Origin of the sequence: Prauserella cavernicola (assembly GCF_016595675.1) — a bacterium.
GTDB lineage: Bacteria > Actinomycetota > Actinomycetes > Mycobacteriales > Pseudonocardiaceae > Prauserella_A > Prauserella_A cavernicola.
Map to the genome: position 1 here is coordinate 33321 of NZ_JAENJH010000001.1, position 22798 is coordinate 56118.

26 protein-coding genes are annotated in these 22798 nt (G+C 71.3%); 22 read left to right on the forward strand and 4 right to left on the reverse strand.

The genetic code is table 11. From position 1 onward, the window contains the following. Positions 1-10 precede the first annotated feature (10 nt). Positions 11-619 carry a TetR/AcrR family transcriptional regulator gene (locus JHE00_RS00155; RefSeq protein ID WP_200313487.1) on the reverse strand — a complete coding sequence of 203 codons (609 nt, stop codon included), beginning with the start codon at positions 617-619 and terminating at the stop codon, positions 11-13. A gap of 62 nt (positions 620-681) precedes the next feature. Here JHE00_RS00155 and JHE00_RS00160 point away from each other — a divergent pair, with 62 nt between their 5' ends. Both JHE00_RS00160 and JHE00_RS00165 read left to right on the forward strand, forming a co-directional pair. Next, positions 682-1161: a DnaJ family domain-containing protein gene (locus JHE00_RS00160; protein WP_200313489.1), complete on the forward strand. Its 480-nt coding sequence runs from the start codon at positions 682-684 to the stop codon at positions 1159-1161. 102 nt (positions 1162-1263) lie between these two features. After that, positions 1264-1848 carry a ClpP family protease gene (locus JHE00_RS00165; protein ID WP_200313491.1) on the forward strand — a complete coding sequence of 195 codons (585 nt, stop codon included), beginning with the start codon at positions 1264-1266 and terminating at the stop codon, positions 1846-1848. Here the strand turns inward: JHE00_RS00165 and JHE00_RS00170 are convergent. After that, positions 1832-2269 carry an Lrp/AsnC family transcriptional regulator gene (locus JHE00_RS00170; RefSeq protein WP_307831750.1) on the reverse strand — a complete coding sequence of 146 codons (438 nt, stop codon included), beginning with the start codon at positions 2267-2269 and terminating at the stop codon, positions 1832-1834. The genes JHE00_RS00165 and JHE00_RS00170 overlap by 17 nt on opposite strands. Positions 2270-2411: 142 nt before the next feature. Between JHE00_RS00170 and JHE00_RS00175 the strand changes: the two genes are divergently transcribed. The 7 genes from JHE00_RS00175 to JHE00_RS00205 are packed head-to-tail and all read left to right on the forward strand — an operon-like array spanning position 2412 to position 9364. Then, on the forward strand, positions 2412-3299 hold the full coding sequence (locus JHE00_RS00175) for a tryptophan 2,3-dioxygenase (RefSeq protein ID WP_307831751.1): 888 nt from the start codon (positions 2412-2414) through the stop codon (positions 3297-3299). A gap of 6 nt (positions 3300-3305) precedes the next feature. Continuing rightward, on the forward strand, positions 3306-4571 hold the full coding sequence (gene kynU / locus JHE00_RS00180; protein WP_200313495.1) for a kynureninase: 1266 nt from the start codon (positions 3306-3308) through the stop codon (positions 4569-4571). After that, on the forward strand, positions 4568-5920 hold the full coding sequence (locus JHE00_RS00185) for an FAD-dependent oxidoreductase (protein ID WP_200313497.1): 1353 nt from the start codon (positions 4568-4570) through the stop codon (positions 5918-5920). Before kynU ends, JHE00_RS00185 begins: the two co-directional genes overlap by 4 nt. After that, on the forward strand, positions 5917-7392 hold the full coding sequence (locus JHE00_RS00190) for a 2-hydroxymuconic semialdehyde dehydrogenase (protein WP_200313498.1): 1476 nt from the start codon (positions 5917-5919) through the stop codon (positions 7390-7392). Before JHE00_RS00185 ends, JHE00_RS00190 begins: the two co-directional genes overlap by 4 nt. Next, positions 7389-7820, forward strand: a complete 432-nt coding sequence (locus tag JHE00_RS00195) for a RidA family protein (RefSeq protein ID WP_200313500.1) — start codon at positions 7389-7391, stop codon at positions 7818-7820. Before JHE00_RS00190 ends, JHE00_RS00195 begins: the two co-directional genes overlap by 4 nt. 9 nt (positions 7821-7829) lie before the next feature. Then, positions 7830-8363 (forward strand): 3-hydroxyanthranilate 3,4-dioxygenase, encoded by a 534-nt coding sequence (locus JHE00_RS00200; protein ID WP_200313502.1) that lies wholly within the window; start codon positions 7830-7832, stop codon positions 8361-8363. Further along, on the forward strand, positions 8360-9364 hold the full coding sequence (locus JHE00_RS00205; protein WP_200313504.1) for an amidohydrolase family protein: 1005 nt from the start codon (positions 8360-8362) through the stop codon (positions 9362-9364). Before JHE00_RS00200 ends, JHE00_RS00205 begins: the two co-directional genes overlap by 4 nt. Positions 9365-9383: 19 nt before the next feature. On the opposite strand, the gene JHE00_RS00210 is transcribed toward JHE00_RS00205, so the two are convergent. Next, the gene (locus JHE00_RS00210; RefSeq protein ID WP_307831752.1) at positions 9384-10013 is read right to left on the reverse strand and encodes a TetR/AcrR family transcriptional regulator; all 630 of its coding nucleotides are present in this window, start codon (positions 10011-10013) and stop codon (positions 9384-9386) included. Positions 10014-10079: 66 nt separating this feature from the next. On the opposite strand from JHE00_RS00210, the gene JHE00_RS00215 reads away from it, so the two are divergent. The 10 genes from JHE00_RS00215 (at position 10080) to JHE00_RS00260 (ending at position 20084) form a co-directional block, all read left to right on the forward strand. Further along, the gene (locus JHE00_RS00215; protein WP_200313506.1) at positions 10080-10913 is read left to right on the forward strand and encodes an oxygenase MpaB family protein; all 834 of its coding nucleotides are present in this window, start codon (positions 10080-10082) and stop codon (positions 10911-10913) included. 77 nt (positions 10914-10990) lie between these two features. Beyond that, positions 10991-11302, forward strand: a complete 312-nt coding sequence (locus JHE00_RS00220) for a GNAT family N-acetyltransferase (protein ID WP_200313508.1) — start codon at positions 10991-10993, stop codon at positions 11300-11302. Then, positions 11299-12255, forward strand: a complete 957-nt coding sequence (locus JHE00_RS00225; RefSeq protein ID WP_200313510.1) for a pirin family protein — start codon at positions 11299-11301, stop codon at positions 12253-12255. The genes JHE00_RS00220 and JHE00_RS00225 overlap by 4 nt, the downstream gene beginning before the upstream one ends. Before the next feature lie 887 nt (positions 12256-13142). Continuing rightward, positions 13143-14888, forward strand: coding sequence for a hypothetical protein (locus JHE00_RS00230; RefSeq protein ID WP_200313512.1), 1746 nt, complete (start codon positions 13143-13145; stop codon positions 14886-14888). Continuing rightward, positions 14885-15631: an IclR family transcriptional regulator gene (locus JHE00_RS00235; protein WP_200313514.1), complete on the forward strand. Its 747-nt coding sequence runs from the start codon at positions 14885-14887 to the stop codon at positions 15629-15631. Before JHE00_RS00230 ends, JHE00_RS00235 begins: the two co-directional genes overlap by 4 nt. Further along, a complete protein-coding gene (locus tag JHE00_RS00240; protein WP_200313516.1) occupies positions 15628-16299 on the forward strand; it encodes a hypothetical protein in 672 nt (223 codons plus the stop codon). The genes JHE00_RS00235 and JHE00_RS00240 overlap by 4 nt, the downstream gene beginning before the upstream one ends. A 16-nt stretch (positions 16300-16315) precedes the next feature. Continuing rightward, positions 16316-17311, forward strand: coding sequence for a dipeptidase (locus JHE00_RS00245; RefSeq protein WP_307831753.1), 996 nt, complete (start codon positions 16316-16318; stop codon positions 17309-17311). 3 nt (positions 17312-17314) lie between these two features. After that, entirely contained in the window at positions 17315-18145 is an 831-nt protein-coding gene (locus JHE00_RS00250) for an ABC transporter ATP-binding protein (RefSeq protein ID WP_200313518.1), read from the forward strand. After that, the gene (locus JHE00_RS00255; protein ID WP_200313519.1) at positions 18145-18960 is read left to right on the forward strand and encodes an ABC transporter permease; all 816 of its coding nucleotides are present in this window, start codon (positions 18145-18147) and stop codon (positions 18958-18960) included. Before JHE00_RS00250 ends, JHE00_RS00255 begins: the two co-directional genes overlap by 1 nt. 26 nt (positions 18961-18986) lie before the next feature. Further along, the gene (locus JHE00_RS00260) at positions 18987-20084 is read left to right on the forward strand and encodes an ABC transporter substrate-binding protein (protein WP_200313521.1); all 1098 of its coding nucleotides are present in this window, start codon (positions 18987-18989) and stop codon (positions 20082-20084) included. Between the two features lie 39 nt (positions 20085-20123). On the opposite strand, the gene JHE00_RS00265 is transcribed toward JHE00_RS00260, so the two are convergent. Continuing rightward, the gene (locus JHE00_RS00265; RefSeq protein ID WP_200313523.1) at positions 20124-21086 is read right to left on the reverse strand and encodes an alpha/beta hydrolase fold domain-containing protein; all 963 of its coding nucleotides are present in this window, start codon (positions 21084-21086) and stop codon (positions 20124-20126) included. 166 nt (positions 21087-21252) lie between these two features. On the opposite strand from JHE00_RS00265, the gene JHE00_RS00270 reads away from it, so the two are divergent. The 3 genes from JHE00_RS00270 (at position 21253) to JHE00_RS00280 (ending at position 22702) form a co-directional block, all read left to right on the forward strand. Next, entirely contained in the window at positions 21253-21702 is a 450-nt protein-coding gene (locus tag JHE00_RS00270; RefSeq protein WP_200313525.1) for a MarR family winged helix-turn-helix transcriptional regulator, read from the forward strand. A gap of 101 nt (positions 21703-21803) precedes the next feature. Further along, positions 21804-22121: a hypothetical protein gene (locus tag JHE00_RS00275; protein ID WP_200313527.1), complete on the forward strand. Its 318-nt coding sequence runs from the start codon at positions 21804-21806 to the stop codon at positions 22119-22121. 41 nt (positions 22122-22162) lie between these two features. Further along, on the forward strand, positions 22163-22702 hold the full coding sequence (locus JHE00_RS00280) for a MarR family winged helix-turn-helix transcriptional regulator (RefSeq protein ID WP_372440332.1): 540 nt from the start codon (positions 22163-22165) through the stop codon (positions 22700-22702). The last annotated feature ends 96 nt before the right edge of the window (positions 22703-22798 follow it).

The window sequence follows — 22798 nt, forward strand, 5'->3', positions numbered from 1 at the left end:
CGCGCGGCGGCTAGCGCTCGTCGCCGAAGAGGCGGTCGACGTGGTAGCGCAGCACCGCGGCCGCGGAGGCCGCGCTGCGCTGACCGACGAGGACGCTCGTGCCGAGTCCGTGGTTGAGGGCGAGCAGCCGCGCCGACTCGGCGGCCGGGTCGGCGCACGCCGGGAGCTCGCCGCGCTCCTCGGCATCGCGCAGCGCCTCGGTGAGCTGCTGTTCGAGCCGGTTGGGTCCCGCCACGAACGGCTGCGCGGCGAGTTCGGGATCGGTCAGGGCCAGTGCCGCGTACGACGTCCAGACCAGGTGGAAGTCGCGGCTCGGATCGTCGGCGGGCAGAGCTTCGGCGAGCAGGGCCTCGACGAACCGCCGCGTCGGGGCGGGCGAGGGCAGCGCCCGCAGACGTGCCTGCCAGCGGGCGTGGCTCTGGCGTTCCAGGTGCAGCAGGGCCGCGTGCAACAGCGCGGCCTTGGTCTCGAAGTAGTACTGCACGAGCCGCAGCGACACCCCGGCCTCCGCCGCCACGCCGCGCATCGTCACGGTGTGCAGGCCCTGCCTGGCGGCGAGCCGGACCAGCGCGTCGGCGATCGTGGCGCGACGCTGCGCGTGGTCGACGGTTCTCGGCATGCCCGCCCCCTTCGTGATACAGGTGTATCATAACGGCGGATTCCCGGAACCGAGGTGCGGACATGACGGAACGCAAACCGCCCGGCGTCGACTTCGAGTCGTGGGTCGAGAAGCAGATCCGTGAGGCCCAGGAGCGCGGCGAGTTCGAGGACCTGCCCGGTGCGGGCAAACCGCTGCCCGGCCGCGACCGCCCGGTCGAGGAGCAGTGGTGGCTCAGGGACTACCTGCGCCGCGAGGGACTGCCCGCCGACGCGCTGCTGCCCACGCCGCTGCAGCTGCGCAAGGAGGTGGAGCAGCTGCCGGACACCGTGGCGTCGCTGGCCTCCGAGACCGCGGTGCGCGACACCATCAGCGCGCTGAACCGGCGGATCGCGAACTGGTTGCGGTCGGGCACGGGCCCGCGCGTGCACGTCGTCCCCGTCGACGACGCCGCCGCGGACGAGCTCGTCGAGACGTGGCGCCGGGCCAGGGCTGAACACTCCGCGCCGGCACCCGCGGAGCGCGCCGAGCGGCGCCGCTGGTGGCGCCGCTCGGGCGGCTGAGCCGTCCGCCCTCGGCGAAACTCCCAGGAAGCCGTTTCGCCCCAAGCGAATTCGACGTCCGCGCACTGTGGACGATCGGCTCGCTGCTCTAGCGTCCGCGGCATGACACAGGCACAGAGCTCCCCGGTGACGTTGTCGGACTCGGTCTTCGACCGGTTGTTGCGGCAGCGGATCATCGTGCTGGGACAGGAGGTCGACGACGACGTCGCCAACCGCATCACCGCGCAGCTGTTGCTGCTCGCCGCCGACGACCCGGACACCGACATCTCCTTCTACATCAACTCACCCGGCGGTTCCGTGCCCGCCGGGATGGCCATCTTCGACACGATGGAGCTCGTCGGCTGCGACGTGGCGACCTACGGCTTCGGGCTGGCCGCGTCGATGGGCCAGTTCCTGCTCTCGGCGGGCACTCCCGGAAAGCGCTACGCGCTGCCGCACTGCCAGATCCTCATGCACCAGCCCTCGGCCGGCGTGGGCGGCACGGCCTCCGACATCCGCATCCAGGCCGAGATGCTGCGCACGAGCAAGGCCGAGCTGGCCGGTCTGCTCGCGACCCACACCGGGCAGCCGGTGGAGCGCATCGTCGCCGACTTCGACCGCGACCGCTGGTTCACCGCCGAACAGGCGCGCGCGTACGGCTTCGTCGACACGGTGCTCCAGCAGCGGGAGCTCACGGCTCGGGAATGACGGGCCTGCGGGCCAGTGGCGTGGACAGAACCAGCGTGCTGGAGGGCTGGCCGTAGGGCGCGAGCCGGTCGATCAGGCGCTCGAATCCGGCCATCGAGCCGGTGGCGACCTTGAGCAGGCTGCACGCGTCGCCGGTGACGCGGTGGATCTCCTGGATCTCCGGCCAGCTCGGCACGTCCGGGTCGCGCAGTACGCAATGCGAGCCGTAGCAGGACATCCGGATGAACGCGACCACCGGCCTGCCCGCGGCCTCCAGGTCCACGGCCGCGTGGTAGCCGGTGATCACCCCGGACTCCTCGAGCCTGCGGACGCGCTCGGCCACCGCCGGCGCCGAGAGGTGCACCCGCCGGGACAGCTCGCGCAGCGACAGCCTCGAGTTCTCCTGCAGGTGCGCCAGCAGCGCCCAGTCGGTCTCGTCCACGCCGTCCACCTCATCGTCACGTGAATCGCCGGATGTGCTTTCGAATCGTAGGTCAGATCGAGGGCAGGCCGTTCGTTCGGCATTCAGTCGCGGGCCTCGGACAGCGATCATTGTCCGGTGCCGACGTGAGGGAGGCGAGGACGTGCAGACCGGAAGGACGGCACCGGCCGTACACCCGTCGAACGAGGCCGAGCGCGTGCGCAGGGCCCGGCGCAACGCGGGTGATCCCACCCTCGAGTTCGGCCGCGTGCCCTACGACGACTACGTGCACGCGAGCACCCTGCACGGGTTGCAGCGGACGCTGTCCGACGACGCGGGCGAGATGTCGTTCCTCGTCATCAGCCAGGTGATGGAGCTCTACTTCGGGCTGATCCATTTCGAGTTCACCCAGCTCCAGCAGCGGCTGCGAGCCGACGACGTGTGGGGCGCGCTCGCGCCCGCGCGCAGAGCCGCTCTGCACCTGGAGGGACTCACCGCGGGCTGGCGCACGTTGAGCTGGATGACGCCTGCCGACTTCAACCGCTTCCGCAACCTGCTCGGTGAGGGCTCCGGGTTCCAGTCCGCGATGTACCGGCACCTGGAGTTCCGGCTCGGCCTCAAGAGCGCGCCGCTGATCCGGCCCTTCCGCCGCCAGCCCGAGGTGCACGCCGCGCTCACGGCCACGCTCGAGGAGCCGAGCGTGTGGGACGACGTGCTCGCGCTGCTCGCCAGGCACGGCCACGACCTGCCGGCCGAGGTCCTGGACCGCGACCGCACCACCGAGCACGAGCCGCATCCCGCGGTGGAGGCCACGTGGGTGCGCGTCTATCGCGACGCAGGGCCCGCGAACCTGCTGCGCCAGCTCGGCGAGCTGCTCACCGAGATCGCCGAGAAGTTCGGCGACTGGAGATACCACCATCTGCGGGCCGTGGCGCGCACTATGGGAGCCAAGGTGGGTACTGGCGGGTCCACCGGGCTCTCGTGGCTGCGGCGCAGCATGGACCGGCCGGTGTTCCCCGAGCTGTTCTCCGCCCGCACGCTGATGGACTGAGGCCTGATGACGACGACGCTCGACCGCACGGAGGCCGCCGCCCTGCGCCGCGACGAGGCCGACCCGGGGCACCGGGACCGGTTCCTCGTGCCGCCCGCAGAGGGCGGCGACTACGCCGAGTCCGCTTACCTGGCGGGCAACTCGCTGGGCCTGCAGCCGGCCGCGACGCGTGCGGAACTGCTGGAGGACCTCGACGACTGGGCGCGGCTCGGCGTGGAAGGTCATCTCGAGGCGCGCAGGCCGTGGCTGCCCTACCACGCGCTGCTCACGGAGTCGGCCGCGCGACTGGTCGGGGCGCTGCCCGCCGAGACCGTGGTGATGAACTCGCTGACGGTCGACCTGCACCTGCTGATGGTGTCGTTCTACCGGCCGCGCGGGCGGCGCACGCGCATCGTCATCGAGGACGCGGCGTTTCCCTCCGACAGCTACGCGGTGCGCAGCCAGGCCCGCTTCCACGGGCTCGACCCCGACACGACGGTGGTGCGCCCCGGGTCGGGGGAGGAGGTGCTCGACCTGCTCGCCCGCGAGGGCGACACGATCGCGCTCGTGCTGCTCGGTGGCGTCAACTACCTGACCGGCGAGCTGTACGACATCCCCGCGATCACCGCGGCGGGCCGGGCCGCCGGGGCTGTGGTGGGCTGGGACCTGGCACACGCGGCGGGCAACGTGGAGCTGCGGATGCACGAGTGGGGCGCCGACTTCGCGGCGTGGTGCTCGTACAAGTACCTCAACGCGGGACCCGGCGCGCCCGCGGGCGTCTTCGTGCACGAACGGCATCTCGGCGACCGCTCGCTGCCGCGGTTCGAGGGCTGGTGGAGCACCGAGGAGGCCACGCGGTTCGAGATGGCGCCGGTGTCGCGCCCGCCCGCGACGGCCGAGGCGTGGCAGGTGTCGAACCCGCCGATCCTCGCGCTGGGCCCTGTGCGCACGTCGCTGAGCCTGTTCGACGAGGTCGGCATGCCCGCGCTGCGCGCCCGCAGCGAGCGGCTCACCGGCTATCTCGCCGAGCTGCTCGGTGCCGTCACCGCGACCCACCCGCTCACGCTGCTCACCCCTCGGGAGCCGCATCGCCGCGGCGCGCAGCTGTCGCTGCGGGTGGAACGCGGCGGAGCTGACGCACTGTCCCGCAGGCTCCGGCTGGAGTTCGGGGTGGTCACCGACGCGCGTGAACCCGACGTCGTGCGGCTGGCGCCTGCGCCGCTGTACTCGACCCACCACGACTGCTGGCGCGCCGCCGACGCGCTGGCCCGGCTCGCCGGGGAGGAGTCATGAACTCGCGCGGAGACAGTGGGGCAGACGTCGCGATCGTCGGCGCCGGGCTCACCGGCTGCCTGCTCGCCTGCTATCTCGCCCGGCGTGGCGAGCGGGTGCGGCTCTTCGAGCGCCGCGCCGACCCTCGGCTCACGGGCGCCGAGCGCGGGCGCTCGATCAACCTCGCGCTGTCGGAACGCGGGCTCGACGCGTTGCGGCGCATCGGACTCGAGCACGCGGTGCTCGCCGACGCGCTGCCGATGCGGGGCCGGATGATCCACCCGGCGGGTGACCCCGACGGCGAGCTCGACTTCCAGCCCTACAGCGCCGACGGCGAGCGCGCGATCAACTCGATCAGCCGGGGCGCGCTCAACAACGCGCTGCTCGACGCCGCGCAGGCACTGCCCGAGGTGGAGGTGTTCTTCGAGCACCGCCTCGACCGGTTCGACCCCGCCACCGGCGCGCTGTGTTTCGACACGCCGACGGGTCCGGTGCGCCCCGAGGCCGCCGTGGTGCTCGGCGCCGACGGCGCGGGCTCGGCGGTGCGGGGCGAGCTGCTGCGCCACGACGCCACCACCGAGACGCTCGACTTCCTCGACTACGGCTACAAGGAGCTCACCATCCCGGCCGTCGGCGGCGAGTTCGCGCTCGATCCCGGCGCACTGCACATCTGGCCCCGGGGCCGCTCGATGATGATCGCGTTGCCCAACCCCGACCGCTCGTTCACGTGCACGCTGTTCTGGCCGACCAGCGGCACCGCGTCGTTCGCCTCGCTCAGCAGTCCCGCCGCGGTGCAGCGCTACTTCGCCGAGCAGTACCCCGACGTGGTGCCGCTGGTGCCGGACCTCGTGACCGAGTACCGCGAGAACCCCGTGGGGCTGCTCGGCACCGTGCAGTGCGCGCCGTGGCAGACCGGCGGCCGGGTGTGCCTGCTCGGCGACGCCGCCCACGCGATCGTGCCGTTCTACGGTCAGGGCGCCAACTGCGCGTTCGAGGACGTGGTGGTGCTCGACGCCTGCCTCGACCGTACGGGTGGCGACTGGAGCGCGGCGCTGCCGCTGTTCGACGCCGAACGCCGCGCCGACACCGAGGCGATCGCGCAGATGGCGCTGGCCAACTTCGTGGAGATGCGCGACAAGGTCGCCTCACCCGCGTTCAAGCTGGGCAAGCGCGTGGAGCACGCGCTCGAACGGGCGCTGCCGGGCCGCTACGTCTCGCGCTACGAGCTCGTGTCCTTCTCGACCACGCCGTACTCGGCGGTGCGCCGCCGCGTGCGGCTCCAGCACCGGTTGCTCGGCGCGGGCGCCGCGGGCGTACTCGGCCTGCTCGGCACCGTCGGCGCACTGACGACGCGATGGAGGCGGTCATGAGCGAGCTGCTGCGGCACTTCGTCGGTGGGGAGTTCACCGCCTCCGCCAAGGAGTTCCCGAAGATCAGCCCGGTCACCGGCGAGCCGCTGTGCCAGGTCGCCGAGGCCGGTGAGTCCGATGTGGACGACGCGGTGCGGGCGGCTCGGGAGGCGCTACGAGGGCCGTGGGGGCGCACCACCGAGCTGGAGCGGGCGGCCGTGCTGCGCCGCATCGCCGACGAAGCCGAGCGCCGCTTCGACGACCTGGTGGCCGCTGAGGTCGCCGACACCGGCAAACCCGTCGGCCAGGCCCGCACGCTGGACGTGCCGAGGGCGGCGGCCAACTTCCGCGCGTTCGCCGACATCGTCAGCGCCGCGCCGGGGGAGTCGTTCCTTACGGGCACCGCGGGTGGAGGCCGGGCGCTCAACTACGCGGTGCGCAAACCCGTCGGCGTGGTGGCCGTGATCGTGCCGTGGAACCTGCCGCTGCTGTTGCTGACGTGGAAGGTCGCGCCCGCGCTGGCATGTGGCAACGCCGTGGTGGTCAAACCGTCGGAGGAGACGCCGTCGTCGGCCACGCTGCTGGCCGAGATCGTGCGCGACGCCGGACTGCCGCCGGGCGTGTTCAACGTCGTGCACGGCTACGGTCCCGGCTCGGCGGGCGAGCACCTCGTCCGCCACCCCGGGGTCGACGCGATCACGTTCACCGGGGAGTCGGCCACCGGTGCGACCATCGGCAGGGAGGCGGCGGCCGGGGTGAAGGCCGTGTCGTTCGAGCTGGGCGGCAAGAACGCCGGCCTCGTGTTCGCCGACGCCGATCTGGACGCCGCGGTGGCGGGCACGGTGCGCTCGGCGTTCACCAACGGCGGGCAGGTGTGCCTGTGCACCGAGCGCGTCTACGTGCAGCGGCCGGTGTTCGAGGAGTTCACCGAGCGGCTCGCCGCGCACGCGCGGGACGTGGCGTTCGGCTGGCCGTCCGATCCCGGGCTCACCACGATGCCGCTGATCTCGCGCGCCCACCGCGACAAAGTGCTCGGTCACTACGACCTGGCCCGCGCCGAGGGCGCGCAGGTGCACGCGGGCGGCGACGTGCCCGAGTTCGGCGACGCCCGCGACGGCGGCGCCTACGTGCGCCCGACCGTGCTCACCGGGCTGGGCCCGGACGCCAGGACCAACCGCGAGGAGATCTTCGGCCCGGTGTGTCACGTCGCGCCGTTCGACGACGAGGACGACGCCTACGCGCTGGCCAACGACAGCGACTACGGCCTCGCCGCGGCGGTCTGGACCCGCGACGTCGGCAGGGCCCACCGCGCCGGATCGGCGCTCGACGTCGGACTGGTGTGGGTCAACACGTGGTTCCTACGCGACCTGCGCAGCCCGTTCGGCGGCACCAAGGCTTCCGGTATCGGCCGCGAGGGCGGCGTGCACTCGCTGGACTTCTACTCCGAGACCACCAACGTCTGCGTCGACCTCGGCGGAAAGGGGACTCCATGAGCGGCGACGGTGCGCGCACGGTCGCGGGCAAGGCGCGGCCTCGCGGGCGGTTCCCGCACGTGAAGGTGGCGGGCGGGTTCGCGTTCGTCTCCGGTACGAGCAGCCGCAGGCCCGACAACACCATCGCGGGCGCCGAGTCAGACGAGCTGGGCACCACCGCGCTCGACATCCGTGAGCAGACCCGCTCGGTGCTGGAGAACGTGCGCGACGTCCTCGCCGAGGTGGGCGCCGGGCTGGAGGACCTCGTGTCCGTCACGACGTATCTGGTGTCGATGAACGACTTCGGCGGCTACAACGCCGTGTACGGCGAGTTCTTCGACGAGCAGGGCCCCGCCAGGACCACGGTCGCGGTGCACCAGCTGCCGCATCCGCACCTGCTGATCGAGATGTCCGCGGTGGCCGCACTGCCGCGATCCGCAACGGAGTAGGAGGACGACATGACCGACACCACCGGCATCACCGCTCCCATTCACTTTCCCGGCTGGCTCGATCAGAACCGGTCGCTGCTCAAGCCGCCGGTCGGCAACAAGCAAATGTTTCCCACCGGGCAGGACTTCATCGTGATGGTCGTGGGCGGGCCCAACTCGCGCACCGACTTCCACGTCGACCCCTACGAGGAGTTCTTCTACCAGGTCACGGGCAACATGCGCGTCGACATCGTCACCGAGAACGGGGTGGAGCCCGTGCACATCGGTGAGGGACAGATGTGGGTGCTGCCCGCGAACGTGCCGCACTCCCCGCAGCGCCCCGAACCCGGCTCCATCGGCGTGGTGATCGAGCGCATCCGCGAGGAGGGCACGCTCGAGAAGTTCCAGTGGTACTGCCCGAACTGCTCGGCGCTCGTGCACGAGGTGGAGCTGCAGGTGCGCGACATCGTCGCCGACCTGCCGCCGGTGTTCGAGGCGTTCTACACCGACGAGCAGGCGCGGGTGTGCCGCGAGTGCGGCACGAAGCACCCGGGCAAGGGATGACGCCCGCGCCCGTCGTCGACGTCCACACCCATCTGGTGCCGCGCGGCTGGCCGGATCTGGCCGCCGCGTGCGGGGGTGAGGGCTGGCCGTGGCTGCGTCTCGACTCCGAACGCGAGGCGATGATCATGGTGGGGGAGCAGGAGTTCCGCCCCGTCGGCGCGCAGTGCTGGGACCCCGCGACCCGGCTCGCCGACATGGCCGCCGACGCCGTCGACGTCCAGGTGGTGTCGCCGACGCCGGTGTTCTTCGGCTACGAGCGGCCCGCCGCGCAGGCGGCAGCGATGGCGCGGATCTTCAACGACCTCACGCTGGAGTGCGTGGCGGACGCCCCCCGGCTCGTGCCGTTCTGCCAGGTTCCGTTGCAGGACCCCGACGCCGCGTGCGCCGAGCTCGACCGCTGCCTGGCCGCGGGGCACGCCGGGGTCGAGATCGGCAACCACGTGGGCGAACGCGATCTCGACGACGAGGGCGTGGTGACGTTCCTGCAGCACTGCGCGCACGTCGGCGCGCCCGTGTTCGTGCACCCGTGGGACATGCCGGACGGCCCGCGGCTGGACCGGTGGATGGCGCGCTGGCTCACCGGCATGCCTGCCGAGACGCACCTGTCGGTGCTGGCGCTGATCCTGGGCGGCGTGTTCGACCGGGTACCCGAGACGCTGCGGCTGTGTTTCGCTCACGGCGCCGGCAGTTTCCCGTTCTGGCTCGGCCGCGCCGACAACGCCTGGCACCGTCGTGGGGACCTGGTGCGCGGGCGCTCGGAACGGCCGCCCAGCCACTACACCGACCGGTTCTATGCCGACTCCGTGGTGTTCGACCCGGCCGCGCTGCGGCTGCTGGTGGACGTGCTGGGCGAGGACCGCGTGATGGTGGGCAGCGACTACCCCTACCCGCTGGGGGAGCGGCCCGTGGGCGAGGTGGTGCGCCGAGCGGAGTTCCTCACCGCTGCCCAGCGCGCCAAGATCCTCTCCGGCAACGCACTGCGGTTCCTCGGCCAGGAGTGACCACAGTGGACTTCCGAGCTCAGATCTTCTCCGCCACCGCACCGAAGATCGCGGCGCAGTGCTCGACGATCTCCTCCTCGGTGGCCGCGAGCGTGCCGTCGAGCCACGAGGTGAGGGTCTGCGCGAAACCGCCCACCAGCAGTTCGGCGGTGATGGCGAGGCGAGGGCTCTCGGGCACGCCGTAGAACTCGCGGGCCTGCATCCCGAGCAGCTCCACGAACAGCCGGGTCGACTCGGCCCGGCTGGTCGCCGGCAGGGTGCCGGCGAGCGCGGGGGAGAACAGCAGCCTGCCCCGCCGGGGATCGTCGGCGAGCACGCGCACGAGCCTGGCCAGGCCCGCGTGGATCTTCGCCTGAGCCTGCGGCGGCGCGGCGTTCACGGCGTCGAGCGTCGTGGCGGCGATGTCGCGCACCACCTGGTCGTAGACGGCGAGCGCGAACGCGTCGCGGTCGGCGAAGCTCTCGTAGAAGTACCGCGCCGCCAGTCCCGCCTGCCTGCACACCCCGCGCACGCTCACGGTGCGCTCGCCGTCGCGGGCGCCCAGCAGGTCCAGTCCGGCCTCGACGAGCTGGGCCCTGCGCTCGGCCTGCCGGTCGCCGCCGGTGACGCCGCCGTAGGTCCGCAGCGGTGTGGAGTCCATGCCGATCATCTTGACACCTCCGCGCCCGAGGCGGTTGCATATCTGCGAACGGTCGTGAGCAGATGGGAGCCGACGATGGGTGCCACGGCGAGACCGGAGACGATGCGGGCCGTTCGCGACGACATGGTGATCGGCGCGGGGCTCCTGGCGGGCGGGGCCAACATCATCATGCAGCTCGCGCGGCCCGGCGTCGGGTACGGCGTGGTGGAGAGCAGGGTCGACGACGGCAACGTCTACACCCGCCCGCTCAAGCGCACGCGCACGACGCTGACCTACCTGGCCGTGGCCACGCTCGGCACCGACGAGGAACGGCAGGCCTACCGCCGCGCGGTCGACCGGCAGCACCGGCAGGTGTACTCCACCGCGGACAGTCCCGTCCGCTACAGCGCCATGGACCCGCGGCTGCAACTCTGGGTCGCGGCGTGTCTGTACAAGGGCTTCGAGGACGTCTACCACGTCTTCGCCGGACGCCTGGAACCCGACGAGCTCGACGCCGTCTACCGCGCCGCCGCCCCGCTGGGCACCACGCTGCAGGTGCGCGAGGACATGTGGCCCGCCGACCGGGCCGCGTTCGAGCGGTACTGGAACGGCGCGCTGGCGCAGGTCTCGATCGACGACACCGTGCGCGAGTACCTGCTCGGCATCGCGACGCTGGCCTTCCTGCCGAAGCCGCTGCGGACGCTGTTCGGCCCGGGAAACCGGTTCGTCACCACCGGGTTCCTGCCGCAGCGCTTCCGCGACGAGATGCGCCTGCCCTGGTCGCCGCGGCACCAGCGGCGCTGGGACCGGCTGATGCGCGCGATCGCGGCCGTCGTGCGACGGCTGCCGAGGCCGCTGCGCGAGTTCCCGTACAACGCCTACCTGTGGGATCTGCGGCGCAGGCTGCGCACCGGCAGGCCGCTGGTCTGAGCTCGCCACGCCTCGCCGGGAAGATCGGCTGCCACTCGCGTGTTGCGTGGACAGACGACCCAGGAAGGATGAGGCACATGACCGAGCAGACGACTCCGCCGAGCGTGGTCCGCAACGAGGAGCGCAACCGCTACGAGGTGTGGTCGGGCGACCGGCTCGCCGGCTTCACCGAGTACCGCGAGCGCGGCGACCGCACCGTGTTCGTCCACACCGAGGTGGACGAGGCCTTCGCGGGCCAGGGCCTGGGCAAGGTGCTCGCCGCTGGCGCCCTCGACGACGTCGTGGAGCGCGGCAGGGTGATCGTGCCGATCTGCCCGTTCATCGCAAAGTTCCTGGACAAGAACCCCGGCTACGAGCCGCACGTCAAACGACGCGAGAGCGGCAAATGAGCAACCTCGATGTCCGCCCCGAGGAGACGCCGTGCCGGGGCAGGGACGAGGGTGGCGCGGTGACCGAGCTGCTGGAGGCACGGACGGTGCCGCTCGGCGGGGTGCGCGGCATCCAGGTCGACCGGGTGCTGCCCCAGCGCGCGTTGCCGACCGTCGGCGCGTGGTGCTTCCTCGACCAGTTCGGGCCGGCGCGGTCGGACATGCGCGTGCTGCCGCACCCGCACATCGGGCTGCAGACCGTCACGTGGCCGCTCGCGGGGGAGATCCGGCACCGCGACAGTCTCGGCAGCGACGTGGTGGTGCGGCCGGGCCAGCTCAACCTGATGACCGGCGGGCGCGGCGTGGCGCACTCGGAGTTCTCGCTCGGCGACGAGCCCGAGCTGCACGGTCTGCAGCTGTGGGTCGCGCTGCCCGAGCAGAGCACCGGAGTCGAGCCCGCGTTCGAGCAGCACGTCGCGTTGCCCCGGTTCGAGGCGGACGGGCTGAGCGCGACCGTGCTGGTGGGCTCGCTCGGTGACGCGGTGTCGCCCGCGACGGTGTACACGCCGCTGGTGGGCGCCGAGCTGACGGTGGGGCCGGGTGCGCGCACGAAGCTGCCGCTGCGAAGGGACTTCGAGTACGCGCTGCTCGTGGTGGACGGTGACGTGACCGTGGCGGGAGTGCCGCTGTCGCCGGGTCCGCTGCTGTACCTCGGCACGGGTCGCGACGAACTGGAGATCGCGGCGTCGGCCGGCGCCCGCGCACTGCTGCTCGGCGGCGAGCCGTTCCCGGACGAGCTCGTGATGTGGTGGAACTTCGTGGGCCGCAGCCACGAGGAGATCGCCGAGGCACGTGCCGCGTGGGAGGCCCACGACGAGTCCCGCTTCGGCCGGGTCGACGGCCACGGCGACGCCCGCATCCCGGCCCCGGACCTCCCGGGCGTCCGGCTGACCCCCCGCCGCCGCCCCCACTAGCCAACCCGCGCCCCACCGCCGCGAGTCCCGCGCTCCGGCACGCGAGTCCCGCGCTCGGGCGCGCGAGTCCCACGTTCCGGCACGCGAGTCCCGCGCTCGGGACCGCGAGTCCCACGTTCCGGCACGCGAGTCCCGCGCTCGGGACCGCGAGTTCCGCGCTCCGGGCAACGAACTGTCCGGTCGCTCACGACGGGCCGTCACGCGCGAGTCGTGCGGCCCGGTGCGCGAGTCTTGCATTCGGGACCGCGAGTCGCGCAGTCCCGACCGCGAGTCCCGCGCCCGAGTGCACGACTCGCGCACCGAGGCACCCTGGCGGAATGTCGCTGTCCAGCAGCCACGCGAGCCGCGGACGAGTGGCGACACGCGGGAGGCTCCCGGCGTCGCGAGGACTGCCCGCTCTCGTTCGTGAACGATCCGCCGGATTCTCCACTCGCGAATCCTGCTGTCGAGACCGGCAGCCGCGGATTCCGTGCCCGCCCCCACACCGGACTCACGAAGTTCCCCGTGGCGGCGCGGCCTTTCACCCTTGTTCGTCGTGATCCCGGCAGGGGACCCGCCCGCCGCTGTGCGTTCCCAGCCCGCCGTGAGGCCGTGACCAGACCGCAACGTCCAACTCGCGCTGCTGAGCACATGACTCGCGATCTGCGCTGCGTGGTTCTCCACGCGAAAGCGCCATTCGGCGACTCGAGCGGGGAACTCGCTGGTCCTGGCGGGGGACTCGCGCTCCTGAGCGGGGGACTCGCGGATGGGCTGGAGCGTGCCGGGTTTCGGCTGTCGTGCGGTGAATGGACACGGACCTCTTGTGTGGGCGCGCGCGACGACATAGTGTCATGGAAAAGCGAACACTGTCAAGATATTTATGACAACTCCGAACGAAGGTTGGGTGGATGCGTACTGCTGGCAGACCCGCCGGTGCGGCCACTGTGGACGGGCTCGCGCTCCGCGACCCCGCGGAACTGATGGATCCGCGGCGACTGGCGGCCATGCAGCCGACCCGGCTCAGCGCGAGCCGGTCCCTGATCGAGAAGATGACCCGGGAGCGCTGGGCCATCGAACTGTCCACGATGGACGTCGGAGACGACGGCGACGGCGTCGCCGTGTACCGGGTGGACACGGGGCGGGATGTCTTCTCCTTCGCGGCCTTCAGCTCCGAACCGCGGATGGTCGACCGCACTCCGCGCATCATCGGCCAGAGCTGGGACATGGTCGGTGCGCTCTGGGAGGGAGAGGCCGACGCCGCACGCCTCGACCAGACCCGCAGGGAGCTACCGAAGCTCTACGCCGGCAGGGCCGCGCCGGGCACCCTCGTGTGGTGCCGCTCGAACCGCAGCCTCCGCGCGTTCGACCACACCGTCAACGCCCTGGCCGACGGGCGCCAGCCGGATCCGGCTGTGCTGCGCGGTATCGGCTACCTCATGCGCAACACCGGGCTCGACGCCAACGGTACGTTCGGCACCCGCACCTTTCTGTCGTACGGCGACCGGCACCCGCTGCGGGTGCCGTACCACGCCCAGATGCTCACGGCCTATCTCATGCGTGAGTTCAGTGCCGACCTGTGCGAACGGCTCGCCCGCGGCGCCTCGTCACGCGCCGTGCCGCTGGCGCCGGAGTACCGTCGCTACCTCGGGCTCGGCAACGGTTCCGCGCTGGGGCTCGTGCTCTTCGTCGCCAACCACCCCCGGCTGGTCGATCGCTGGCTGAGCCTGCGCGAACGGGCGCTGCTCGCCGCTCGCAGACTCGACCCGCCTCCCGGCGACGACCGTTACGCCACGTTGCTCGGCCTGCTGGACCGCGCCATCACCTACCGGCGTCAGGATCCGATGTCCTACAACGTCTTCCCCGCCAGCGCGCGGGTCGCCACCGAGCTGGAGACAGTGCGCGGGCTCGTGGCGAGGCTGCGTGACGGTGACCCGCTCGACGCGCCGGAACTGCCCGCGTTCGAACGGCTTCGACGTGCCGTCGCGGGCACCGTCACGGAGGAGACCGAGGAAACACTCGACGCGGTGTTGCTGGAGTTCGTACCGGACGACTGTGCGCGCCTCACCGAGGAGCTGCTCGTGGACGAACAGCTCGTCCGGGAACCGGGCATGACCGTCGGTGAACTGCGCACCGTGCTCGACGAGGACTACCGGTGGGCGCTGGAACTGCCCATCGCACCGGAGAGCGATCGCAGGCGCATCTGGTACAAGTCCCGTTCCTCCGAGGAACCGCGCTCGGGTCCCCGGGAGGAGGTACCCGGTGGGTTCGACCTCTCCGTGGACGTGCCGGGCCTCGCGCGTGGACTGCGAGCGCGGCTGGACACCTACGATCCCGGCGTCCGTGTCGGCAGGTTCCTCTTCGACAATCCCGGTCATCTCGCCGCCGTGGAACGGTTCCAGGCGCTGCGCGGGAATCCGTACGCCCAGCCCTATGTGGACGCTCTGGACGTGGAGTTCGTGCCAGCCAGGCTGATCCGGCTCATGAACGGAGCACTGTACGGATTGGACCGCACGAAGGACTACCTCAACCGGACCCTGCGCGGGCTGATCTTCCAGGGCGCCCCCACGCGCGAGGACATCGCGGCGGGGGAGCCCGGCGTGTGGTGGTGGCCGGAGGAGCCGGGTTCCACGGAAACAGAAGGGGGACTGGCGTGAGTGAGGACGGCAAGCGGCGCACGCAGCCGTTGTCCACGACTCTGAAGAGCCTCGGCGTGCTGGAGACGGTCGCGCAGGCGCAGCGTTCGGTCCGGGTGTCCGAGCTGGCCCGCGAGCTCGGGTGGTCGCGGGCGGCGGTGCACCAGCAGCTGGTGACGCTCACCGCGGCGGGCTGGATGGAGCAGGCCGAGGACGGTGCCTACCGGCTCACCCTGCGTGCCGCGTGGGTCGGCCAGTCGGCGCTGAGGCAGGCCGGACTCGGCGACCGCGTACTGCCCGCCATGGAACGGCTCGTCGAGGAGATCCGGGAGGCGGTCTCGCTCGCGATCCTCGAACGTGACACCGCCACGATCATCCAGCGCCTCGAACCCGGCCGCACCCTGCAGGTCGACCTCCGGGCCGAGGCGCAGATGCCGCTGGGCCGCAGCGCGTCGGGCAAGGTGCTGATGGCCTGGGCCAACGAGCGCAGCCTTGACGACCTGCGAGCCCGCGGTGTCGAGGTACCGGACGCCGACGACCTGGCCGCCATCCGCGAGGCCGGTTACGCCACGTCCAGCGGTCGCTGGCTCGATGGCGTCACCGGTATCGCCGCTCCCGTGTTCGACGTGCACGGCGGCTGCGTCGGCGCGCTCAGCCTCGCCGGGCCAGCGAGCAGACTCGACGTCGACAAGGCCACCACTGCCCTGTTGCGCCGGGCCGAGGAGGTCAACGAGGTGTTGTCCGGGAAGGGCGGGGCGCGATGAGCGGCGACGAGATGCGGCTGAGCCTGCGTGAGACCCGGCTGGTCACCGAGCGGATCGTGATGTTGCTCGGCGTGCCCAAGGGAAGCTGGGCCGCGGTGCGCGAGGTCGTGGTGGCGGCCGAGGCGGCCGGTCTGGGTGGACTGGCGTTTCTCGACCGCTGCCCGGCCGATGCCTGGGACAAGCCCACGATCACCGGGGAGTCCGGGCCCCGGATCACGGTGGCCGCCCAGGACGTCCCCGCGCCGTTCGCGGTGCCCGCGCTGCTGGATCTCGCGATCGCGACCGCGACCGAACACGGCGAGGCCGAGATCCGGGTGAGCGGTCTGACCGAGGCGGGCCTGCTGCCCGCCGTGAGCTCGCTCGCCGCCCGGTTCGGCGCCGAGGTGAACGTGGAGACCGAGGCTGGCCTGCACGTCCTGCGAGCACGACCGAAGGAGACCGCGGAAGGCTCGCGCGCCGCGATGGCGGGCGGCGCGCACCTGCTCGACGCGGCGCTGCACGGCATCGTCGTGTCCGCCGAGCTGTGGTGGCGGCTGTACCACCGCTCCAACGACGCGCTGACCGTCGACACCCCGTTGTCGCGCAACCACGCGGGGGCGGCGCTGCTCAGTGGCGACGCGGGCCTCACCGAGACCGATCCCGACTACGTGGCCGAAGCCGCGTCCTGACCTACAGGAGAACCAAGTGCACTACGTCGACGGACTCGAATGCAGTGAGTTCGACCGTGAGGTGTTCACCGAGTTGCGCGAGGGCGGGCTCACCTGCGTCACCGTGACGTGCGGTTACTGGGGTGACGCGCTGGAGTCGATGGACTCGCTCGCCGCCTGGCGTGACCTGGCACGGGACAACGAGGACCTCATCGGGATCGCGCGCACCGCCGCGGACATCGAGCGGATCGCGGCGGAGGGCAGGACCGCGATCCTGCTCGGGTTCCAGAACAGCGCGTTCCTCGCGGGCCGGATCCGGTTCGTGGAGCTCTTCGCCGACCTCGGCGTGCGGGTGGCGCAGCTGACCTACAACATCCAGAACGACATCGGCGCCAGCTGCTACGACGACCCCGACAGCGGTCTGACGCGCTTCGGCCGCGAGGTGGTCGCCGAGATGAACCGCGTCGGCATGGCGGTGGACCTCTCTCACGTCGGCGATCGCACGAGCATCGAGGCCATTGAGCACTCCACCGCGCCGGTCGCGATCACGCACGCCAACGCGGCCTCGCTCGTGCCTCACCGGCGCAACAAGTCCGACGAGGTCCTGAAAGGACTCGCCGCGCGGGGCGGCGTGCTCGGCGTCTCGGGGTACCGCAACATCTCCGGCCCCTACGCCGAGAGCATCGACGCGTGGGCCGAAATGGTCGCCAGGACCGTCGACCTCATCGGTGTCGACCACGTCGGCATCGGTACCGACCTGGGCCGCAAGGTCACCTTCGAGCACCTGCAGTGGATGCGTCAGGGCCGTTGGAGCGCCCGGCCGCAGTACGGAGCCGGTTCCGCCAGCAATCCGGGCAAGCAGCCGCCGCTGCCGTGGTTCCCGGACACCCGGGCCTTCCCGGCCAAGGAGGAGGCCCTGCGGCGGTACGGGTTCGACGAGCAGTCGGTCGCCGCCGTGATGGGCGGCAACTGGCTGAGGTTCTACGCCGACGTGCTGCCGCAGAGCAGCGACCAGCCGAGCCGAGAGGAGTAGCCGATGGCCACCCGAACACTGGCGGACGCGCGCTCGCGCGCAACCGCCGAGCCATCCGCCATCACGGCGCGCGCCGTGTCCAAGACGTTCCAGGGAAAGGGCAAGGTCGTCCATGCCCTGTCCGATGTGGACCTCACCGTCGAGGCCGGTCAGTTCGTCTCCCTGATCGGACCGAGCGGGTGTGGCAAGTCGACGCTGCTCAAGATGATCGCCGGCCTGCTCGCGCCCTCCGCGGGCACGGTCGCGATCGACGGCACCACGGTGACCGAGCCACTGCCACAGATCGGGATCGCGTTCCAGAAGCCGACCCTGCTGCGCTGGCGCAGCGTGCTCGACAACATCTGTCTCCCGCTCGACCTCGACGGCGGCAGGGGAGCCGACGGTGAGGCGCGGGCCGTCGAGCTGCTCGCCATGATGGGCCTGGCCGGGTTCGAGAAGCACCATCCGAAGGAGCTCTCCGGCGGCATGGAGCAGCGCGTGGCCATCGCGCGCTCGCTCATCGCGCAGCCCTCGCTGTTGCTCATGGACGAACCGTTCGGAGCGCTCGACGAGTTCACCCGCGAGGACCTGAACGACGAACTGCTGCGCGTGTGGCAGCACGAGCCGAAGACCGTGGTGTTCGTGACCCACAGCATCTCGGAGGCGGTGTTCCTGTCCGACCGGGTCGTGGTGATGAGCGCCCGGCCAGGCCGGATCCACGCCGACATCGAGGTCGACCTGCCGCGTCCGCGCGAGCGCGCGTTGCGCAACACACCCGAGTTCTACGAGGCGATCCGGCACGCGCGTGCCGTGCTCGACGAGGCGCGGCTCGGCGAGCGGGGAGGGCAGCGGTGATGGCGACCAAGCTCGCTCCGTCCGTGGCCGACGAGACCGCCACCCCACCTCGCCCGCGCGGCGGCAGCGCCGGGATGAAGTCGGCGGTACTCGCCGTGCTGATCTTCGTCGCGATCATCACCGGCTGGCACGTGCTCGCGACCTCCGGGGCCGTGTCACCGCTGTTGCTCGCCCCGCCCGGTGACGTCCTGGCCGCACTCGGGCAGATGGTGTCCGACGGAACGTTGTGGCCGCACCTGTCGGCGACGGTGCAGGAAACCGTCTTCGGGTTCCTGCTCGCCGTGGTCGCCGCACTCGTCATGGGTTCGGCCTTCGCGTTCTCGCCCATCCTGCGCAACGCCGTCTACCCCTACATTCTTGTGTCGCAGACGTTCCCGAAGGTCGCGATCGCCCCGCTGATCGTGGCGATCTTTGGCTACGACCTCGCTCCGAAGGTGGTGCTCGCGGCGCTGCTGGCGTTCTTCCCGGTGCTCACCAACACCATCGCCGGGCTCACCGAGGTCAGCGACGACGAGGTGAACCTCTTCCGGTCCCTGCGGGCGAGCAAGTGGCAAGAGCTTCGTTACCTGCGCATTCCCAACGCGCTCGCGTTCATCTTCCCCGCTCTCAACAGCGCGGCGGTGCTCGCGCTCATCGGTGCGATCGTGGGCGAATTCGTGGCCTCGCGCACGGGAATCGGCTACGCCATCCAGCAGTTCACGACCACTGGTGAGGTGGCCGCCACCTACGCGGCGCTGATCGTTCTGTCGATCTTCGGCCTGACCATCTACGGAGTCCTGACCCTGACCGAGCGGCTCGTGCGCCGCAACCGCTGATCCGTCCCCGTCCCCGAGGAGAACCCATGACCATCACCACCCCGCGCAGGCGGTTGCTCGGCGCTGCCGCGGCCGTGCTCACGGCCGCCACGGTCGCAGGCTGCGGCGCCTCCAGCGAGTCGGCGGGAGGCGGCGTGATCTTCGCCGTCGCTGACAAGTCGCTGACGGCCACCACGGCGTCCTACACGTCGGTGCCGCTGCGGGCAGGGTATTTCGCCGACGAGGAGCTCGACGTCACCATCCAGCCGGTCGACACCGCACTGTCGGCGGTGCAGTCGGTGGCCACCGGCCAGTCGTTCATGACGTACGCGTCGGTGAACGCGGTCATCTCGGCGGCGGGACAGGACGACGGGCTCGCGGTGGTGGGCTTCACCAACGGCAACATCTTCCGCATCGCCGTGCCGGAGGACAGTCCGATCAGGACGGTCGAGGACCTCAAGGGCAAGACCATCGGGTCGAGCACGCTCGCCTCGATCAGCAATCTCTACGGCAAGGGAGTGCTCGCGCAGGCGGGGCTGGATCCCGAGGCCGACGCCGAGTACCTGCCCGTCGGTTACGGCGCGCAGGCGGCGGAGGCGATCCGTACCGACCAGGTGCAGGCCTACGTGGGCTACGACGGGCCGAACGTCGTGATCGGCGACCTGCTCGGCACCGAGCTGCGGCCGTTGGACACGCCGCTCAACGAGCTCACCGGAACCTCGGCGCTCGTCGTGCGCAAGGAGAGCATCGAGAACGAGCCCGAACGCGTCACCGGCATGGTGCGGGCGTTCTTCAAGGCGATGGTGTTCTCCCAGGAGAACCCGGAGGCCGCGATCCAGCTGCACTGGGAGGAGTTCCCGCAGTCCAAGCCCGCCGCCACCGACGAGCAGGTGGCACGCGAGCAGGCCGTGGAGATCCTGACCCGCAGGCTCGACGTCACCGGTGGGCCGGGCCCCTCGGGTGAGTACGGCGTGCAGGACGACTCCGCGATGCAGACCACGGTCGACGAGCTCGCCCGCTACGAGATGGTGGACCAGCCGGTGGACCTGGACGCGAGCGGACTCGTGGACTACAGCCTGGCCGAGCGCTACAACGACTTCGACGTCGAGGCCATCAAGCAGGAGGCCCTGAACTGGAAGGGCTGACGGACGGCGGGGTGCCGGCACCGGCACCCCGCTGCCGTCTCATGCGCGCAGCGCGGTCCTCAGCGTGGCGACCGCCTGGCCGATCGCGGCGCCCGCGGCATGGGTCTCGCGCAGCGCGTTGAGCATCACGAAGTCGTGGATCACGCCCTGGTAGCGGGTGGCCACCACCGGCACCCCGGCGCGCCGCAGCTTCGCGGCGTAGGCCTCGCCCTCGTCGCGCAGCACGTCGGCCTCGGCGGTGATCACCAGCGCGGGCGGCAGCCCGGCGAGCTCGTCGAGGCTCGCGCGCAGCGGTGAGGCCGTGACCTCGGCGCGCTGCGCGGGATCGGTCGTGTACTGGTCCCAGAACCAGCGCATGCCCTCGCGCGACAGGAAGTAGCCCGTGGCGAACAGGTCGTAGGAGCCGGTGTCGAAGTTCGCGTCGGTCACCGGGTAGAAGAGCACCTGCTGCCGGAACTCGACCTCGCCGCGCTGCTTGGCCAGCAGTGTGACGGCGGCGGTCATGTTGCCGCCCACCGAGTCGCCCGCGATCGCGATGCGGGTGGTGTCCAGCCCGTGCTCGCCGCCGTGGCGCGCGACCCACACGGCTGCGGCGTAGTTCTGCTCGAGGGCGACGGGATAGCGGGCCTCGGGGGAGCGGTCGTAGTCGGGGAAGACCACGGCGGCGCCGGTGCCGTCGGCGAGCTCGCGGATCAGCCGGTCGTGGGTGCGGGCGTTGCCGAAGACCCAGCCCGCGCCGTGCAGGTACACGATCACCGGCAGCGGTCCGGTCGCTGCCCGCGGGCGGACGATGCGGACGCGCACCTCGCCGGTGGGACCGCCGGGGATCGTCAGGTCCTCGAGGTCGGCTGCGGGCTTGGTGATGTCGCCGGACTGCACCTCGTCGACGGTCTTGCGGCCCTGCTCGGGTTCGAGCTCGTAGAGGTAGGGCGGAGAGTCGGTCGCCTCGGCGAAGGCCTGTGCGGCGGGTTCGAGAGCCAGATCGTGCGGGTTGGCGGTCATCGCGGTCTCCTGTGCTGCCTGCCGGAGGATGGTTCCTCCAGGTTCAGTGACCATAACTGAGTTGTGCACAACTTAATTTCGCGCAATGGTATGGCTCACAGCCGGCTTGCCGGCCCCTTCGTCGCGCGGGATGATCGGCGGTCGGATATCGAGGAGGCGGGGTGGCATGGGACGGCAGGACGGACCGGTGCTGGACGACCAGGTCTGCTTCGCCCTGTACGCGGCGTCGCGCGCGGTGACCGCGCTGTACCGCCCACTGCTCGACGACCTGGGATTGACCTACCCGCAGTACCTCGTGCTGCTGGCCCTCTGGGAGCGCGACGAGCTCACGGTGACCGACCTCGGCCGGTCGCTGCAGCTCGACTCGGGCACGATCTCGCCTCTGCTCAAACGACTCGAGAAGCTCGAGCTGGTGCGTCGCGAACGGCGCAGCGACGACGAGCGCTCCGTGCGGGTGGCGCTGACCGAGCGGGGTGACGCGCTGCGGGCGAAGGCGGTGCCGCTGCCCGGGCTGGTCGGTGACGCGATGGGCCTGGACGGTGCCGAGCTCGACGAGTTGCGCGACACGCTGCGCGAGCTCACCGAGTCGGTGAACGCCTACCGCGAGCGGCTCTAGCCGGTCCGGACTGGCGGAGCAGCTCGCCCGGCCGGCGGGCCGCGTCAACCACGAGCGCGCCGAGCCGGTCCTCGTCGGGAGCCTCGAACAGCGGGAGTCCGATGCTCGTCGGCGTGGTGCCGGGATGCGGCACGGGTGCGGAGATGCCGACGACCGACGAGGCGATCTCCCCAGAGGACACGGCGAAGCCGCGCGTGCGCGCGAGGGTGATCTGGTCGCGCTCGCCCGGCAGCGGCGGCGAGCAGCCCCAGCCCCGCGGAACCACGGTCGATCGGATCGACCTGCCCGGCCCGGAACGCGACGTGCATCCGCGCCTGCCTCGGTTCGACGATCATCGGCATCCGCACGCGGTCCTCGCTCTCGCGTGCCCAGGGAACTCCGGGGCGCGGATGCTGCGGAGCCGAGCACCGCTGCGCTAAAGTAGTTTCAGCATTTACGAGTTGGCGGCGAGGTGGCGGGCATGGAGATGGACAGCGACGAGGGTGCTGGGCTCGACTTCTGGTCGTTCGTCGAACTCGCCAACCGCAGGCTCGCCTCCGAGTACGGATTCCGCCACCAGCTCGCCACCGAGGTGCTGCTGACGCTGAACCGCGCCTCCAACATCGTCACCTACGACCTGGAGGCCTCGGTGCACCGCCCGCGCGGGCGGTCGTGGTCCGGGTTCCGGCTGCTGTTCGTCACCTGGCTCGCCGGTCCGCTCGAGGCCAAGAAGGCCGCCGAGCTCACGGGGATGAGCAGGGCGGCGGTGTCGAACCTGGCCAAGTCGCTCGTCGCCGACGGGGTGCTCGCGCGCACGCCGGGTGAGCGCGACGGCCGGTCGGTGCTGCTCTCGCTCACCGACCGCGGCCGCACCGAGATGGTGGAGCTCTTCCGTGAGCAGAACGAGCGGGAGCACGAGTGGGTCAGCGTGCTCACCGAGGCCGAGCAGCGAATTCTCGTGCTCCTGCTCGACAAGCTCGTCAGCAACCGGGACCAGTTCGACGTCCGCGGCCGGAACTGACGGCCGACACCGCTGCCTCTTGACGCGAGGTAGTAAAGACATGAACTATATGAACGGGTGCAGCTCTGCCCGTTCGTCGACAGCGAGGAGGCAGTC